General features: G+C 61.4%; 14 protein-coding genes. 11 read left to right on the forward strand and 3 right to left on the reverse strand.

Annotated features, from left to right (window positions below; genetic code table 11):
* Positions 1-11 precede the first annotated feature (11 nt).
* The 9 genes from nadA (at position 12) to AC0L2C_RS16640 (ending at position 10,606) form a co-directional block, all read left to right on the forward strand.
* On the forward strand, positions 12-986 hold the full coding sequence (gene nadA, locus AC0L2C_RS16600) for a quinolinate synthase NadA (protein ID WP_473491930.1): 975 nt from the start codon (positions 12-14) through the stop codon (positions 984-986).
* Entirely contained in the window at positions 983-2,530 is a 1,548-nt protein-coding gene (locus AC0L2C_RS16605) for an L-aspartate oxidase (protein WP_473523880.1), read from the forward strand. Before nadA ends, AC0L2C_RS16605 begins: the two co-directional genes overlap by 4 nt.
* Positions 2,527-3,414 carry a carboxylating nicotinate-nucleotide diphosphorylase gene (nadC, locus tag AC0L2C_RS16610; protein WP_473491933.1) on the forward strand — a complete coding sequence of 296 codons (888 nt, stop codon included), beginning with the start codon at positions 2,527-2,529 and terminating at the stop codon, positions 3,412-3,414. Before AC0L2C_RS16605 ends, nadC begins: the two co-directional genes overlap by 4 nt.
* Before the next feature lie 225 nt (positions 3,415-3,639).
* Entirely contained in the window at positions 3,640-4,608 is a 969-nt protein-coding gene (gene bioB / locus AC0L2C_RS16615) for a biotin synthase BioB (RefSeq protein ID WP_473492065.1), read from the forward strand.
* Entirely contained in the window at positions 4,605-5,744 is a 1,140-nt protein-coding gene (locus AC0L2C_RS16620; protein WP_473491934.1) for an 8-amino-7-oxononanoate synthase, read from the forward strand. The genes bioB and AC0L2C_RS16620 overlap by 4 nt, the downstream gene beginning before the upstream one ends.
* Complete coding sequence (bioD, locus tag AC0L2C_RS16625; protein ID WP_008874741.1) at positions 5,741-6,376, forward strand: dethiobiotin synthase; 636 nt, start codon at positions 5,741-5,743, stop codon at positions 6,374-6,376. The genes AC0L2C_RS16620 and bioD overlap by 4 nt, the downstream gene beginning before the upstream one ends.
* On the forward strand, positions 6,376-7,641 hold the full coding sequence (locus tag AC0L2C_RS16630; protein ID WP_473523881.1) for an adenosylmethionine--8-amino-7-oxononanoate transaminase: 1,266 nt from the start codon (positions 6,376-6,378) through the stop codon (positions 7,639-7,641). The genes bioD and AC0L2C_RS16630 overlap by 1 nt, the downstream gene beginning before the upstream one ends.
* On the forward strand, positions 7,638-8,621 hold the full coding sequence (locus AC0L2C_RS16635) for a beta-ketoacyl-ACP synthase III (RefSeq protein WP_473523882.1): 984 nt from the start codon (positions 7,638-7,640) through the stop codon (positions 8,619-8,621). The genes AC0L2C_RS16630 and AC0L2C_RS16635 overlap by 4 nt, the downstream gene beginning before the upstream one ends.
* A 338-nt stretch (positions 8,622-8,959) precedes the next feature.
* Positions 8,960-10,606 (forward strand): MFS transporter, encoded by a 1,647-nt coding sequence (locus AC0L2C_RS16640; RefSeq protein ID WP_473523935.1) that lies wholly within the window; start codon positions 8,960-8,962, stop codon positions 10,604-10,606.
* A 445-nt stretch (positions 10,607-11,051) separates the two neighbouring features.
* On the opposite strand, the gene AC0L2C_RS16645 is transcribed toward AC0L2C_RS16640, so the two are convergent.
* The 3 genes from AC0L2C_RS16645 to AC0L2C_RS16655 all read right to left on the reverse strand — a co-directional run bounded on the left by AC0L2C_RS16645 (position 11,052) and on the right by AC0L2C_RS16655 (position 12,673).
* Positions 11,052-11,819 (reverse strand): type II toxin-antitoxin system HipA family toxin, encoded by a 768-nt coding sequence (locus AC0L2C_RS16645; RefSeq protein ID WP_473523883.1) that lies wholly within the window; start codon positions 11,817-11,819, stop codon positions 11,052-11,054.
* A gap of 102 nt (positions 11,820-11,921) precedes the next feature.
* Positions 11,922-12,344, reverse strand: a complete 423-nt coding sequence (locus AC0L2C_RS16650) for a HipA N-terminal domain-containing protein (RefSeq protein ID WP_473523884.1) — start codon at positions 12,342-12,344, stop codon at positions 11,922-11,924.
* Positions 12,341-12,673: a hypothetical protein gene (locus tag AC0L2C_RS16655; RefSeq protein ID WP_473491940.1), complete on the reverse strand. Its 333-nt coding sequence runs from the start codon at positions 12,671-12,673 to the stop codon at positions 12,341-12,343. The genes AC0L2C_RS16650 and AC0L2C_RS16655 overlap by 4 nt, the downstream gene beginning before the upstream one ends.
* Positions 12,674-13,575: 902 nt before the next feature.
* Here AC0L2C_RS16655 and AC0L2C_RS16660 point away from each other — a divergent pair.
* Positions 13,576-14,730, forward strand: coding sequence for a porin (locus AC0L2C_RS16660; protein WP_473523885.1), 1,155 nt, complete (start codon positions 13,576-13,578; stop codon positions 14,728-14,730).
* 1,036 nt (positions 14,731-15,766) lie between these two features.
* Complete coding sequence (locus AC0L2C_RS16665; RefSeq protein ID WP_473523886.1) at positions 15,767-16,519, forward strand: carbonic anhydrase; 753 nt, start codon at positions 15,767-15,769, stop codon at positions 16,517-16,519.
* The last annotated feature ends 27 nt before the right edge of the window (positions 16,520-16,546 follow it).

Genomic DNA, 16,546 nt, shown 5'->3' on the forward strand with positions numbered 1-16,546 from the left:
CGGGGGCATCAATGAGCGCCGTGCTGCCTACGGCCGCGTTCCTCTACGAGCGCGTCCGGCGCGTGATCCCGCCGATTGAATGGCCGTCTTTCGTGGACGATATCGAAGCCATCCTTGCGCTCAAGCGCGAGCGCAATGCCATCATCCTGGCGCACAACTATCAGACGCCCGAGATCTACCATTGCGTCGCAGACATTGTCGGCGACAGCCTGGCGCTGGCCCGCAAGGCTGTGACAGTCGAGGCGCAAGTCATCGTCGTTGCCGGCGTGCATTTCATGGCCGAGACGGCCAAGCTGCTTAATCCGAAAAAGACCGTGCTTATCCCCGACCTCGGCGCAGGTTGCTCGCTGGCCGATTCGATCACGGCACAAGACGTGCGGCTGATGCGACAGAGTTATCCCGGCGTGCCCATTGTCACCTATGTCAACACCTCCGCCGCTGTGAAAGCCGAGTCCGACATCTGCTGCACCTCGGGCAACGCAAAGGCGGTGGTGGAATCGCTCGGCGCGCCGCGTGTGATCATGCTGCCCGACGAATATCTCGCCAAGAACGTCGCCGCCGAGACGAAGGTTGGGATCATCGCCTGGAAGGGTCGGTGCGAGGTGCATGAGCGCTTCACCCCGGCCGATATTCGCGAACTGCGCGCCGCACATCCGGGTGTCATCGTGCTGGCCCATCCCGAATGCCCCCCGGACGTTGTCACAGAGGCGGATTTTTCGGGTTCCACCGCGGCCATGTCGGATTATGTCGAGCGGGAAAAACCACCCCGCGTAGTGTTGATGACGGAATGTTCGATGAGCGACAATATCGCAATCGCGCATCCCGACGTCGAGTTCGTCCGCCCCTGCAATCTCTGTCCGCACATGAAGCGCATCACGCTGGCTAACATTCGCGTCGCACTCGAGGAGAACCGGCATGAGGTTCGGATCGATCCCGGGATTGCAGGGCGCGCGCGCCGCTCGGTCGAGCGTATGCTTTCCATATGAGCCTCGACGTTCATGACATCGGCGGGGCGCCGGTCATCATCGGCGCCGGTGTGGCAGGCCTGATGACGGCGCTTCATCTGGCGCCGGAACCGGTTGTGCTTCTGTCCAATGCGGGGCTGGGTACCGGAGCCTGCAGCGAGCTCGCCCAAGGCGGTCTTGCGGCAAGTGTCGGCGGCGAGGACAGTCCCGAACTTCATCTTTGTGACACCGTCGCGGCCGGCGACGGTCTCTGCGACGTGACGACTGTGCGGCGAACGGTCCGAGCTGCACCTGAAGCGATCAGGACTCTAGAGCGGTTCGGTGTCGCATTCGATCGACGCGCTGACGGCGCGTTGCGGCTCGGGCTTGAGGCGGCGCACTCGCAGCGGCGGATCGTGCATGCGGCGGGCGATGCCACCGGTCGCGAGCTGGTCCGCGCGCTGATCGCCGCGGCACGGCGCACAGCCTCCATCACTATCCTGGAAAACGTGGAGGCCCGCCGGCTTGTCGTGGAAGACGGGGCGATTATCGCCGTGGTCGCGGCCGGGTGCACCGGCGCAATCGCCTTGCCAACGCGCCGCGCGGTCCTGGCGACCGGCGGCATCGGCGGCTTGTTTAGCGATACGACAAACCCGCCTGGCTCATGTGGACAGGGGCTCGCGCTCGCCGCCTGTGCCGGGGCGGAGTTCGCCGACCTGGAATTCGTGCAATTCCACCCGACCGCCCTCGACGGTCCGCGGCGGCCGATGCCGCTGGTGAGCGAAGCGGTGCGCGGCGAGGGTGCTGTGCTCGTCGACGAGCAAGGAGAGCGTTTCCTCGCTGAAACCCCCGGGGGCGAGCTTGCGCCTCGCGACGTGGTTGCGCGCGCGGTTTGGCACCAGCTCGCTGTCGGACGCCGTGTGTTCCTGGACGCAAGGCAATGTCTCGGCCTCAGATTTGACAAGCGCTTTCCGGCGATCGCCGATTTGTGCCGCCAGGCCGGCATCGATCCCGCGACCGACCCGATCCCGGTGCGCCCGGCGGCACATTATCACATGGGGGGTGTCGCTGTAGACGCTGCCGGCCGCAGCTCCATCGAGGGATTGTGGGCATGTGGCGAGGTCGCATGCACCGGTCTGCACGGCGCGAACCGACTCGCCAGCAACTCGCTTATCGAAGCGGCGGTCACAGCGAGCTGGGTTGCTGAAAGCGTCGCCGACGTAACACACACCCGGCGACCACGCGTGTGTTCCGCATTCGTGCCTCAACGGCCAGACGCCTCCGGCATCCGCCCAATCGTCTCGGCCGCGCTCGGCATCATCCGCGATGGCGAGACACTACGTGAAGGGGTGGCGACCCTGTTGCCGATCGCAGCTCACGACAGCGCGGCCTCCGGCCCCGCCTTGGTCGCGCTGATGATCGCCATTGCGGCTCTGCGGCGCGAAGAGAGCCGCGGATCGCACTGTCGTTCCGATTTCCCCGGGCGCGATGCAGATGCGCGCCAGTCACGGCTGACACTGCCCAGCGCAATACAGACCGCCGTCGCACTCAGCTGGCGGGCGCCGATACGGAGCACCCTGACATGAATTCGTTCTCACCCCTTCCCTCAACCCTGATCGAGCCGATCGTGCGCGGTGCTCTTCTCGAAGACCTGGGCAGATGCGGTGATCTGACCAGCGACGCCGTGATCCCGCGTGATCGCACGGCCACCTTGGTGCTCAAGTCGCGACAGATGGGCATCGTTGCCGGTCTCGATCTGGCCGCCTTCGCCTTCATGCTGGTCGAGCCTGCGATCGACATGCACATCTGGCGAGCTGACGGCAGCGATGTCGCGGCGGGCGAGACTATCGCCAAGCTGTGCGGACCGGCGCGAGGCCTGCTCACGGCCGAGCGCACGGCGCTCAATTTTCTGTGCCGCCTGAGCGGCATCGCCACTGCCACAGCGGCGATGGTCGAGGCCGTGCGTGGCCACAAGGCGAAGATCGTGTGCACGCGAAAGACCACGCCCGGCCTGCGCGCGCTGGAGAAATATGCGGTACGCGTCGGCGGCGGCGCCAATCACCGCTTCGGGCTCGACGACGCCGTGCTGATCAAGGACAACCACATCGCGATCGCCGGCGACATTCGCACGGCAATAGAGCGGGCGCGCGCCGCCGCAGGCCACATGGTGAAGATCGAGGTCGAGGTCGACACGCTGGAGCAGCTCGATGTAGCGCTCACGCTGGGAGTCGACGCAGTGCTGCTCGACAATATGTCGGTTGAGGACCTTGCGCGCGCCGTGGCAATCGTCGGTGGCCGCGCCATCACCGAGGCTTCCGGTCGGGTGACGCCGAAAACGGCTCCGTTGATTGCTGCGACGGGGGTCGACCTCATCTCAGTCGGATGGCTGACACACAGCGCGCCCATCCTCGACATCGGCCTGGATATGCCGGCGCATCAGCGCGCGCTTGAACTGATGGAGATGGAATGAAAGGCATTCCCACCTCCGCTGGAGCGCGCCGACGCAGGAACTGCTCCATGCGACCCTGCATCTTTGTGCGGCGCACCCTCCAACTGGTTCAGGCTCATCGGGCTGATCGACGATCATAGCGAACCCGAGGAGGGTCGACAGACTCCTGCACGCGCTGTCGGACCAGCGACAAAGCTTTTGATGATGACGATTGGAACGAACTCGGAGTGCGACGTGAAGCAAGCCATGCAATCGATCGAGGGGGCACTATCCCGATGGAACCGCAAAGAGGCCGAGGCTATCCACGGGATGCCGTTCAATGACCTGCTCTTCCTGGCTCAGACAATCCACCGCCAGAACTTCGATCGCAACCGGGTGCAGCTGTCGCGGCTGCTCAGCATCAAGACCGGCGGATGCCCGGAGGATTGCGGCTATTGCAGCCAGTCTACGCATTACGAAACCGGCCTGAGGGCGTCCAAGCTGATGGAGGTGGAGCGTGTCATTGCCGAAGCGATCAAGGCGCGGGACGCCGGCGCCACCCGCTATTGCATGGGCGCCGCATGGCGCAGTCCGAAGGAACGCGACATGGGCTCCGTGGTCGCCATGATCGAGGGCGTGAAGGCGCTCGGCATGGAGACGTGCATGACGCTCGGAATGCTGGACCTCAGTCAGGCGCAGCGCCTGAAGGCGGCCGGTCTCGACTACTACAACCACAACATCGACACGTCCGAGCGCTATTACGGCGAGGTTGTTTCAACCAGGACCTTTGCCGACCGGCTGGAAACACTTGGGCACGTGCGCGAGGTTGGCATGAAGGTCTGCTGCGGCGGCATTGTCGGGATGGGAGAGGAAAAGGCCGATCGCATCGACATGCTGGTCACACTGGCGAACCTGCCCGAGCCGCCGGAAAGCGTGCCGATCAACATGCTCATCCCCATCGAAGGCACGCCGCTTGCCGAGGCCGAGCCCATCGATCCGATCGATTTCGTCCGCACCATTGCGCTCGCCCGCATCATGATGCCGAAGTCCTATGTAAGGCTCTCCGCCGGCAGGACGGCGATGAGCGACGAAACGCAGGCGCTGTGCTTCTTTGCCGGCGCCAATTCGATCTTTGTCGGCGACATGCTGCTGACGGCGGACAATCCCGGCGAGGACAAGGATAATCGTCTATTCAGGCGTCTCGGCATTGAGCCGATGCCACGCGAGGCAAGATGAACGAGCCGCCGCTTGCCCGCTATGAAGCAACCTTGCAGGGTCTGGCACGCAAGGGCCGGCTGCGGACACTGGCGCCGCGCGCCGGGCTCGACTTCTCGTCCAACGATTATCTCGGGCTTGCTGCCTCGAAGAGACTTGGCGATGCAGTCGCGGCGGCAATCGAGGGGGGCACCCCGGTCGGCGCTACCGGATCGCGGCTCCTGCGCGGCAACGCGCCGGAGCATGAGGCATTGGAGGCAGATGCGGCGGCGTTCTTCGGGGCCGAGCGGGCGCTGTTCTTCGGCAGCGGCTACATCGCCAACTTCGCCCTGCTGAGCGCCCTGCCGCGAAAGGGTGACCTGCTGATCCTCGACGAACTCGCGCATGCCAGCATGCATGAAGGGGCGCGGGCTGGACGCGCCGAGTTCAGGCCGGCCACGCACAACGACATAGATGCTTTTGAGGACGCGATCAGGCGCTGGCGCGCCGAAGGTGGCATGGGGCATATCTGGATCGCAGTCGAAGGCCTGTACAGCATGGATGGCGACTGCGCGCCGATGGAGAGCCTGGTCGCGCTTGCCGATCGGTACGAGGCATTCATAGTGGTCGACGAGGCGCATGCCACCGGCGTCTGGGGACCGGACGGCCGGGGGCTGGCCGCCGCTTTCGAGGGCCGCGACAACATTGTCGCGCTCCACACATGCGGCAAGGCGCTCGGCGCATCCGGCGCACTCGTCACTGGGCCGGGAGTGCTGTGCGACTATATTGTCAACCGCTGCCGGCCCTTTATCTACGCCACCGCGCCATCGCCGCTAATGGCGGTGGCGGCGCGCGAAGCGCTCGCAATCCTGGTCGACGAGCCGATGCGCCGCGTTCAGCTGCACGAGTACGTTGCCTTCGCGGGCCGCCAACTGGCCGAGCGCTGTGGCGTGGCGCGCAGCGGCTCGCAGATCCAGCCACTTGTCATTGGCGACGTCAGCCGCACCATGTTGATGGCGGCGGCATTGCAGGCCCGCGGCTTCGACATACGCGGCATTCGCCCGCCGACCGTGCCGGAGGGCACGTCGCGGCTGCGCATTTCGCTGACGCTGAATGTCGGCAAGCCTGACATTTCGGCCATGGTCGAGACGCTCGTCGAGGTGTTGGCCACGGCATGACCACGCGTATCGTCGTCACCGGAACAGACACCGGAATAGGCAAGACCGTGTTTTCGGCTGGGCTGGCCGGGCTGCTCGACGGCTTTTACTGGAAGCCGGTGCAATCTGGTCTCGATGAGGAGACCGACAGTGAGGCGGTTGAACGGCTCGCCGGCCTGCCGTCAGGGCGCGTGCTGCCGGAAGCTCACCGCTTGAAGAGCCCGCTGTCGCCGCATCGTTCAGCCGAAATCGACGGCGTCTCGATTGAGGCTGCCGATCTTGCATTTCCGGTCCTGCCGACACCGCTCGTCATCGAAGGCGCTGGCGGACTGATGGTGCCGATCAACCGACAGACAAGATTTATTGACATCTTCGCTGAATGGCGGCTGCCGGTCATTCTGTGCGCCCGCACCGAGCTCGGCACGATCAACCACACTCTGCTGTCGATCGAAGCCCTGCGGGCTCGCTCCATCCCGCTGATCGGCATCGCCTTCATCGGCGAAGAGGTAGCCGATACGCAAAGGACAATCACCGAATTCGGCGCGGTGCGTCAGCTCGGCAGGCTGCCACACCTCGTTCCGTTGACGCGCGAAACTCTGAGGAAGGCGATGTTTGCCGGCTTCGACCTCGCCAAGATAGCCGGAGGCGAATGATGTCGCGGTCGCCGGTCTGGCATCCATTCACCCAGCACGCGATCGAGCCGGCCATGCCGTCCGTTGTCCGCACGGAAGGGGTTTGGCTAGAGACGAATGACGGAAGGCATATCCTCGATGCAATCTCCTCCTGGTGGGTGGTCACCCACGGGCACCGCCATCCACGGATCATGGAAGCAATCCGGAATGCGACTGAGATGCTCGACCAGGTGATCTTCGCCGGTCTCACCCATCAGCCGGCAGAGCAATTGGCCTCGGCGCTGATCGAAATAGTGCCGGCAGGCCTCGACTGGGTCTTCTATTCCGACAGTGGATCCACGTCCGTCGAAGTCGCGCTGAAGATGGCGCTCGGCTATTTCCGCAACATCGGTGTGCCGCGCTCGCGCATCGTCGTCATGGAGCACAGCTACCACGGCGACACCATCGGCACGATGAGCGTCGGCGCCCGTGGCGTGTTCAACGCCGCCTACGAGCCCTTGCTGTTCGAGGTCGACACCATCCCCTTCCCGGCAGCAGGGCGTGAGCAGGAAACGCTGGATTGGTTCGAGGCCGTAAGCCGCGACCGGCGCGCCGCCGCGCTGATCGTCGAGCCGCTCGTGCTCGGCGCCGGCGGCATGCTGATGTATCCGGCCTGGGTTCTGACCGAATTGAGGAAGATCACTGAGGCCTCCGGCACGCTGCTGATCGCCGACGAGGTGATGACGGGCTGGGGGCGCACCGGCACCATGTTCGCCTGCGAGCAGGCGAACATCTCTCCAGATATCCTGTGCACCTCGAAAGGCTTGACCGGTGGTGCCATCCCGCTGGCCGCCACGCTCGCCACCGATGCCATCTTCCAGGCCCATTGTTCCGAAGACCGGAAGAAGACTTTTTTCCACTCAAGTTCCTACACCGCCAATCCGATCGCCTGCGCGGCCGCATTTGCCAATGTCGAGGTCTGGCGGAACGAGCCGGTCGCCGAGCGGATTGCGGCCTTGAGCGCGAAACAGGCCACTGGCCTGCAACGCTTCCGCGACAATCCCTTCTTCGCCGACAGCCGAGCGAACGGCACGATCCTCGCTCTCGATCTGCGCACCGGCTCGGCCGGCTATCTGGCGGAGATCGGGCCGAAACTGCGCGCTTTTTTCCTCGAGCGTGGCATGCTGGTGCGCCCGCTCGGCAATGTGCTCTATCTCCTTCCGCCCTATTGCATCACCGGCGAGGAGCTCGACCGGCTCTATGACGCCATCGAGGAGGCCGGCGAACGCTTCGGTTCGCGGTCATGAACCGGTCGTCGCGCATACTCGGGTTCGGTCATCATGCGCCGGCGCGCAAGGTTGAGAACCCGGAAATCGAAGATCGTCTCGGGCTCGAACCCGGCTGGATCGAGCGACGCACCGGAATCCGTTCGCGCTTCTGGGCAACGGGCGAAGACACGTTATCGGGCCTTGCCGCGCGTGCCGGCGACATGGCGCTGGCGAATGCCGGTGTCGACCGTGGCGATATCGGCCTGCTGTTGCTCGCGACGTCTACGCCCGACCATCTTCTGCCGCCGAGCGCGCCGCTGGTGGCACACCGGCTGGGACTCGACCGCGCCGGTGCGGTTGACCTGACAGGCGCCTGCGCCGGCTTCATCTATGCCCTGCTGTTCGCGGACGGATTCACCCGCCTGCATGGCAAAGCGAGCCTGGTCATTGCCGCCAACATCCTCAGCCGCCGCATCAATCCAGCCGAGCGCGCAAGCGCGGTGCTGTTTGCCGATGCCGCCGGCGCCGTGGTGGTTGCCCCGTGCGAAGAGCCGGATCGAGGGATCCTCGGCGCCGCGCTGGCCTCGGATGGCTCGCGCTATGGACTGATCCAGATTCCCGCCGGAGGAAGCAATGCACCATTCCACGGCGGCCTGGACCTCGAGCAGACCTGGATGACGATCGCCGACGGCCGCGAAGTGTTCGCCAAGGCCGTGGAGATGATGTCTCGCTGCTCGCAGGATGCCCTCTCTGCTGCCCGAATGGGATCGCAAGACATCGACCGGTTCGTGCCACACCAGGCCAATGCTCGGATTTTCGATGTGGTCGGGAGGAACCTCGGAATAGCGGATCAGGCAATCGTCAAGACGATCGCCGAGTACGGCAACTCTTCCGCCGCGACCATCCCGCTCTCGCTCTCGCTTTCGCATCGGGCACAGCCGTTTCGGCCCGGCGAAAAGATTCTTCTTGCGGCAGCCGGCGCCGGTCTCAGCGGAGGCGCCCTGATCATAGGAATTTAGCCGCACGGCGGCCATGCACAGGAGTGGTCACGGATGACAAGAGCAAACGGGTCCGCGAAAAAGTGGTCGCCGGCAAGCTTCATGGGCGCTGGCGCGGTGACGCGAGAGCGATCAAAGTTGCAGGCGATTCTGTCGATCAGCACGATCGGCAATGCTGTCTTGCCGCAAGGGGTTGTCGGCGCCAGCCTGGGAGAGCGCAGCCGACAGAGCTCATGCACAGCCTCGTCGTTCGACGAAGTCATCCCGGTCGATTGGTCGGCCCTTCCGATCCAGAGATCAACATTGTAGCGGCAGCAGTGCAGCCGAGAATTGAACAAGCGGCCCTCGAAGGCATCATCATGCAGTCCGAAAAAAATACCCATCTGCCTGCCTCAACAACGCTCGCTCCCTTCCGAAACCGGGTGTTTCGCTCGATATGGACGGCCACACAAATATCCAGCCTGGGCTGGCTGGTGCAAACGGTGGCCATCAGTTGGCTGATGGCCACGATTTCCGCTTCGGATCTGATGGTTGCACTCGTGCAGGCTGCATCCACCTTGCCGGTATTCCTCCTTTCAATCCTGGCCGGAGCCATTGCCGACAACTTCAGCCGCCGATGGGTGATGTTTGCGGGACACTGCCTGATAGCATTGGCATCAACGACGCTGATGATTTCTGTGGGTCTGGGATTTGCCGGTCCCTGGCTAATTCTCGGATTAGGTTTCCTGGCCGGCTGCGGCTTTGCGCTTACGGATCCGGCATGGCATGCCTCGGTCGGCGATATCCTCGACAAACGTGACATTCCGGCCGCGGTGACGCTGATGTCTGTCGGGTACAACACGGTCCGCAGCATAGGACCGGCTTTGGGGGGCGTGATCCTGGCCTTCTTTGGACCGCTGACCGCTTTCGCCTTGGCCGCGCTGAGTGATCTGGCGCCTCTAGGCGCATTATGGCGCACTAGATGGAATGTTCGCACTTCACCTCTCCCTCGTGAGCGAATGACGATGGCAATTCATGACGGAGTGCGCTTCACGGTATTGTCCTTGGAGATCAGGGCAGCGATTGCCCGTGCGACCTTTTTCGGGCTGGCAAGCATCTCCATCCTTGCGCTACTCCCACTAGTCGTCCGGGATCAGCTGAAAAGCGGCCCAATGGTCTACGGCATCTTGCTGGCCGGCTTCGGCATGGGTGCTTTCGTCGCGGGCATGAGCAATAGCTTTCTAAGGCGGATCACGTCTCAAAACAGGCTGGTATCGTTCGCCTCTGTTGCTTGTGCAGCATGTTGCCTTTCCCTTGCACTCACATCATCGGTCGCCGTGGCGGCCGTTTCGCTGGCACTTGGTGGCGCGGGTTGGCTTATCACCTGGACGGGCATCGACGTGTCGGTGCAGCTGGCAAGCCCAAGGTGGGTCGTCGGCCGCACACTGTCGATATACTACGCCCTGAGCGCAGGGGGTATGGCGGCCGGCAGCTGGATCTGGGGTACTGTCGCACAGGACTACTCCTTAGCCTGGGCTCTGGAGGGCGCCGCAGGCGCTCTGTTGCTGGTTGCAGCTGCGGGGATACTGTTGCCGGTCCGTCCATGGGAAGAAACGGATCAGGAAAGTTCGGATTTTCACGCGCCGGAGCTGGCACTCGAGTTGAAGCCCAGGAGTGGCCCCATAGTCGTCAAGGTCGAGTATCTTATATCCGAAGAGAATATCGAGACCTTTCTGGGCTACATGCGCGCAAGGCGCCATGTTCAGAGCCGTGCCGGTGCGCGAAACTGGACGCTGCAGCGAAATCTTCGAAAGCCTTCGATTTGGACAGAGACATTCCGCACGCCAACCTGGATGGATTTTCTGCGCCTGAATCATCGGCTCACGGCAGCGGATAAGGAAATCGGCCAGCGTCTCCTGGCACTGCATGATGGAGAGCGTCCTCCGCACACAGTGCTGTCGATCGAACGAACGACTGAGGCAGCTCGTACCCGTGCCTCAACAATCTTTTCTCGTCCTCCCAGGTGACGTGATCACGAAAGCGATCGCATTCTGCCGCGCCGGTCGATTTCAAGCAGCGCGCAGGCCGCATCGCCAGTACGCGGAGCCTATGCGTCCGGCGCTCTCTCGCGAATACCCATGCCGCCGCGAGTCCGTTCTGGGCCATCTTCGATGCGGCGCGCGACGGCAAGAAGGAGGGTATGGGTTTCGAGCGCTGGTGGTCGCCCTGCGCACAAGCCGATCAGCATCACGTTCGACGTGCGCTTCAGCAGCGCTGTGCGGCTCAGAGACTGGCAGAAGAGTATCTGACTCGTTAGCGGCTGGCGCTGGGCCAGCCGGAACCAGGCCTGTTCGAAGACGGCGCTGGCGCTCGACCTTTCGGCGCCGGACATGGAGTGAGGGTAGGCGAAACGGAGAACCAGTCGCCTTGACGCCCTTGCAGGACGCCATCTTAACCGCGAACGGCAAGCTTTCAGGGATCATTTCTGCGCCGTTGGGCGGCTTGCCGTTCCCGATGTTCGAACGCGTCGGTGAAGCTATCGAGTTCTTGGGGGGTCATCCCAAGCGCCCGCCCCTCCTCCCGCCATGACGCGACCGCCTTTTCGACTTCTGCGAGTATCGTCTTCGCTCGATCACTCCTGATCCGGAAATAAGCGATTACCGACATCAGTGCGTCGACAGTCGCTTCGGGCCCAATTTCCTCGGATATCCAGGTTTTCAGCTCTCGCACGCGCTCAGGGAACGGGTTGATGTCGAATGCAGGCGCCAGGCGCCATTGCCCGTGATGCACATGGAGAAAGCCGTGATTGTGGAGGTGGTCCTCGACATTGGTGATAAGGATCGAGAACGCGATGCGCCGCCAAAGCTCTTCGATGTTGGCCGCTGGCTGGCTGCCGTGCTGACGAAGCACATCCACAAGTTCAGTATAGCTATGCTCGCCAACGTCCCCTGACTCTGCGCCGATCATCGTGGCGGCCGAGATATACATGAGTCGATTGCCGTTCGGAGTCCTATCGAAACGCCGTATGAGCGCGACAGGGGCGCCGTCTTTGTCGAGCAGACGTGTCTCAGCAGCATCCACGCCGGCTTTTCTGGCCAAATTCATAGCGAGCACTTCGCCTTTTGTGACAGATCGATCATCGGCAACGCTCGGAAACTTACCGATAGCGAGGCGTCCGTCATCGTCGACGACAGAGCATTTCGGACGAAGGCCCCCAAGGGACGTGCCACGTCCACGCAAATAGGCGAGATCCGTTGCCGTCTCGGTGTTCGTCTCGACGGCGTGCGTGGCTGCGAGGAGTTGACCGATTTCAATGAGCGGCGGCGTGGTGCGTCGACCCTCCTAGGTCGTTCTTTGGTAACGCCCTTCTTCGTCCTTCAACCGGAGCGCACCAATGCGGCTCATGTCGTCCACTGCCAAGAGGTAATCCATCGCGTTCAGAGGCCGCGTTTCGGCGACATTTCCCGCCCGGCGCGCCTCTTGGCGACGCTTGGCGTGGTCGCGCTGGATTACACGCCGGCCCCATCCGTCCGGCTCCGTGTCCGCGATGGCGTTGTGGAACACGGATCCATCGCCGGTCTTTCGATGGAATTGAGGGCCAGTAACGAGTGGCAGACCGGGTTCGATCGAGAAGCCTTCCGCTGCTCTCAGCCAACCTGCATCATATTCAAAGGCAGCGCTCTCGCGCGCACCCTGCTGATCATAGCGCAACGTACCCCGTAGCATCGCTTCTTCGCCAATGTGAACAGCAATAGAACGTCTCATATTGCACCCGGTGGCTTCCGCACCCTTACCCTCTTGGGCAAACGTTCAGCGTCGAGGAGCAGGCCTTGCTCATCGCGATGCGCGTCGATGATCTGCGCCAAAGCCTCATCAAAGCCCAAAACGAAAAAGGTCATGGCGTAGGCCCCCATAGCGACGGTCGGGTCTCCTTTTTCGATCTTCAGATAGGTGCTCTTTGCGACACCCAGTCGTTCCGCCATCATCATCACGGTCAGGCTGCGCTTCTTACGGGCGACCGCAATGTCGGCGCCGAGCTTGCCAAGCGCCCTCTTGACTCTGGGAGGCAATGTATCTGTCACTGTTGAGCGCATGTTTGTCTCATAGAAACGACCTTAACTCTCTCTAGGGCGCTTATATAAGACCTAAGCCGTGATCTGTCGAGAGTTGGCCTGTTTGACCGAACAAGGCGGTGGCCCTGCAACCAACCACACTACTCTCGTGAGCATGCATCCATCCGATCCGCAATGGGCGCTAGGTGAGTCGCACGGGGGTGTGAACGATTGCGCCGCTGCAAAACGAAACGGGCCATCCTTAGCACGATCCAGTTGTGCGCTGCAGCGAGGCTCCCGCCTGACGTGTACCGAGCGGCGCCGCCGCATGCTGTCTCGACCCGAGCTTCACAGCAAACAGGTGCTGTCGGTATCGAACGAAAGTGTCATATATCGAACATACGAACCGTGTCCCAAAACGTCTGCTCGGTGCTCAGCCTGACCCCCAAAAAGCAAAAAGAAAAGAGCGCGACGAAGTTGCGCCGGCCAATTTAAGTGTCAGCGCGGAGCTACCTCTTCAGGATGGCACGTCGCTTGCTGCTCCGCATCGAACGCCGACGGCCAACTCACAAATAACGGAGATGAATATTGGTTCAGAAATGCTGAATCCCCGATGTACTGAAAGAATGAGGAACGCTTGTGGGAAGCGCGGCAGGGCAACAGGCGATTTTGCCTTTTCTTGGATCCGGACGGAAGTCGAATCTCACCTCCTTCGGGCAGTTGATAGCCAACCACAGTTGTTTTCTTCCATAAGTCGAACTGCGATAAAGAAATGTACAAGTATAACTTGGCTTACTCACACCATGACTACTCTAGTCAACTTAGTATCGCGCATTCCTCAGGTACGAAAGAGGAGCGAGATGCACATGTTTTTGGTCCTGGGATAGGCCGCCGGTTCGCCCTTTGACGCGTCCGCCTTTTATTCTTTGAACTGGAGATCCAGAATGAACGTAAGCAGGCTTCTTCTCGGCTCAGTTGCGGCCCTGATCTCCGTTTCCGTCGCTCGCGCGACGGACGAAGTCTCCGCGCCGGGTCCGACCGAATACGTCAAGATCTGCGACGTCTACGGTTCGGGCTACTTCCATATCCCCGACACCGAGACCTGTGTGCGCATCGGCGGCTACATCCGTTACGACGTCGGCCTCAGCGATGTCCGATCGTATGACGGGATAAGAACCTCCGATGTGAGAACTGGCGAGGCTCAGGGCACCTGGCGAAACAACACGCGTTTCACGTTCAAAACTTGGACGCGCCAGGAGACCGAACTAGGCGCACTGAAGACCTATACTGAGACTCGCGTGAACTTCGGCAACCACAACGCTTATCCGGGTCCGGAAAGCCCTCACAACTATAGCTTCAACAGCGGCGTCAAGTTGACTTCCGCCTGGATCCAGCTTGGTGGCCTCCGAGTTGGCAAGGACGAGTCGGCCTTCGACACGTTTACAGGCTACGCCGGAAACGTACTCAATAACGTACTCGTTCCGTACGGCGACTTCGATACCAACGTGGCTCAGTATTACTTCGATGCCGATAATGGCTTTTCGGCTCTGGTTTCACTTGAACAAGGGTCGGGTGTAGTCGGTACTATCGACAGCTATGTTCCGCACGTCGTCTTCGGCGTGAAACAGACGCAGGGCTGGGGCGCGATCACCGGCGTAATGGCTCGTGACAGCGACTACGAAGCTTTGGCCGGCAAGCTCCGAGTCGATGTCAATGTCACAGATGACCTGTCGCTATTCGGAATGTTCGGCTATGGCTCCATTGGCAATCTCAACGATGACCCAACCAACGCGCTCGCCGCTCACGGTCGCGGCTTCTACAAAATTTGGAGCGGCAACTGGGCTTTCTGGACGGGCGCCACTTACACGTTAAACGAGAAAACTTCGTTCAACCTTCAGGTCTCGGGTGATCAGCTCAGGAACTCCGGACTGGCTGCAAACGTCGCCTATATGGTCATTCCAGGTTTCACAGTCACAGCCGAAGTCGATTATGCCCATTACGCCAAGTTCGCTGCCGTCGACCGTTCCGGAACGAACCCGGCTCACGTCGGCAAAAGGAACAGCCTCGGCGGCGTGCTGCGATTCCAAAGCTCGTTCTAACGAAGCGAATCTGAATGTCGGAGGCCCGACTGGAGGCCTCGGTGTCTGGCTTTACGATGTTCAAGATGTGGTCCCGGACGATCATGCCCGGACATTGGTTGCCGGACTTCATAGCCTGATCAGCGAGGCTTCCATAGAGCGCTTAGCAATGCCACTGAATAACTCGTCCAAGACATGTCTCTCGGCCCCATCTGCATCCCTGTTGTGCTACCCTCATTGCGATGAGCGCTCGAGATCGAGAGCTTCGGAGGCACGGCAAGAACGGCTGAGAAATGCCTGGACGCTTCGTCCAAGCACTCGTCAAGTTTCCTCAGTGGTTCAGAATCATCTTCGGCGACCGTCATTGCAAAATTAGTTCGGTTCAGTAAGATTCTTGTTCTGTTTGGGTCATCTTGAAGAACTACTCCGTGTCTGAGTCGCAGCGGACCGCCCAGAGGCGCGCAAGCCTTTGGTCCTGATCGAACGCGTGACAGCATAAGCTCGATCTTTAGTCCACGGTGGTGCTACCTTGCCTAGTTCTCCGGCGCGTGATTTGTCGCCGGGATATGGCGGATCGAGCCGGCGTCCTCAGCAGCACCGCAAATTGCGCGTGATTGCATCCATGTCGTGGATGTTCTTTATCGAAGCAATCGATTTCTCTGGCTGTCCGATGATGAATATGAAGCGTCACTTGGCGTGGTGGGCGCCATCGGAGTAGTTGCATGGAAGTTTGTCCAGTGTGGCCCGGGTGCCGAGGCGTTCGGTGAGGTCGACCATGTGATCAGCAATCGAACGGCAATCGGCGGTCGTGGAGACAATGAGCACGGATTCGGCCAATAGCTGGGACTATCTACCTGATAATAGCTGCTACAAACCGCATGTGGTCGGCGAGCACGGCCGCGCGCGGGAATGTCCTATGTCGGTCGACCTGAAGCCGCGATGGTGGCGTACCGAACTGTTCGGCCGCAAATTGCGACGATGTCGCCCACATCACAGCTGCGACTGCAGTTTCTCATGCCAGCGCTAAATTGAAGTGTTCAGTAGGAGCCAAAGCAATATGCACCGTCGTAATCTGATCAAAGGATTTGTTGCACTCGGCGCGTGTCCTATTTGCGCTGAAGCCGCGCGGGCGGCCAGCACCGAATGGGGATATGCCGGCCTGGTCGGACCCGAACAATGGGGGCATTTGGACAAGACAAATTTGGTCTGCTCGGCGGGCATGCAGCAATCGCCGGTCGATATCCGGGGCGCGGTCAAAGCGGATATTCCGCATATCGCCATAGGCTGGCACAAGGGCGGCGGCAGGATGGTGAACAACGGCCACACCATTCAGATCAACCTGCCGCAAGGCAGCACGCTCACTCTGGGGGATCGTGTCTATGAGCTGCTACAGTTCCATTTCCATGCGCCAAGCGAGCACCACGTTGCAGGCAAGAGTTTCCCGATTGAAGCGCATTTTGTCCATAAGGACCGCAACAGCGATACTCTGGGTGTGCTGGGCGTGTTTCTGACGCCAGGCGCGACAAATGCCAGTTTTGCCAGGCTTGCTGCAGCATTTCCGGCAACGTCAGGCGAAGAGGCAGCGGTCGACGACGTCGACCCGAACGGGCTTCTGCCGGCTTCGCTTGGCTACTGGACATATGAAGGATCTTTGACGACACCACCATGCACCGAAAACGTCGACTGGATGGTGGCGACGGAACCGGTTGAGGTCGACCCAGCAGACATCGAGCGATTTACCTCGCTATATCCCCGGAACGCGCGCCCTATCCGTTCACCCAATCGGCGCTTCATCCTGGGCCTCAGCTGAGGGTCCCTGAAGCCGCGAGGGGTCGAA

This window comes from Mesorhizobium sp. WSM4845 (genome assembly GCF_055811455.1).

Excerpts from the sequence above, each read along its gene's own strand:
- bioD (WP_008874741.1), top strand. The coding sequence starts at position 5,741 with ATGACCACGCGTATCGTCGTCACCGGAACAGACACCGGAATAGGCAAG.
- AC0L2C_RS16605 (WP_473523880.1), top strand. The coding sequence starts at position 983 with ATGAGCCTCGACGTTCATGACATCGGCGGGGCGCCGGTCATCATCGGC.
- AC0L2C_RS16620 (WP_473491934.1), top strand. The coding sequence starts at position 4,605 with ATGAACGAGCCGCCGCTTGCCCGCTATGAAGCAACCTTGCAGGGTCTG.
- nadA (WP_473491930.1), top strand. The coding sequence starts at position 12 with ATGAGCGCCGTGCTGCCTACGGCCGCGTTCCTCTACGAGCGCGTCCGG.
- AC0L2C_RS16650 (WP_473523884.1), bottom strand. The coding sequence starts at position 12,344 with ATGAGACGTTCTATTGCTGTTCACATTGGCGAAGAAGCGATGCTACGG.
- AC0L2C_RS16635 (WP_473523882.1), top strand. The coding sequence starts at position 7,638 with ATGAACCGGTCGTCGCGCATACTCGGGTTCGGTCATCATGCGCCGGCG.
- nadC (WP_473491933.1), top strand. The coding sequence starts at position 2,527 with ATGAATTCGTTCTCACCCCTTCCCTCAACCCTGATCGAGCCGATCGTG.
- AC0L2C_RS16660 (WP_473523885.1), top strand. The coding sequence starts at position 13,576 with ATGAACGTAAGCAGGCTTCTTCTCGGCTCAGTTGCGGCCCTGATCTCC.
- AC0L2C_RS16640 (WP_473523935.1), top strand. The coding sequence starts at position 8,960 with ATGCAGTCCGAAAAAAATACCCATCTGCCTGCCTCAACAACGCTCGCT.
- AC0L2C_RS16630 (WP_473523881.1), top strand. The coding sequence starts at position 6,376 with ATGTCGCGGTCGCCGGTCTGGCATCCATTCACCCAGCACGCGATCGAG.
- AC0L2C_RS16655 (WP_473491940.1), bottom strand. The coding sequence starts at position 12,673 with ATGCGCTCAACAGTGACAGATACATTGCCTCCCAGAGTCAAGAGGGCG.
- AC0L2C_RS16665 (WP_473523886.1), top strand. The coding sequence starts at position 15,767 with ATGCACCGTCGTAATCTGATCAAAGGATTTGTTGCACTCGGCGCGTGT.
- bioB (WP_473492065.1), top strand. The coding sequence starts at position 3,640 with ATGCAATCGATCGAGGGGGCACTATCCCGATGGAACCGCAAAGAGGCC.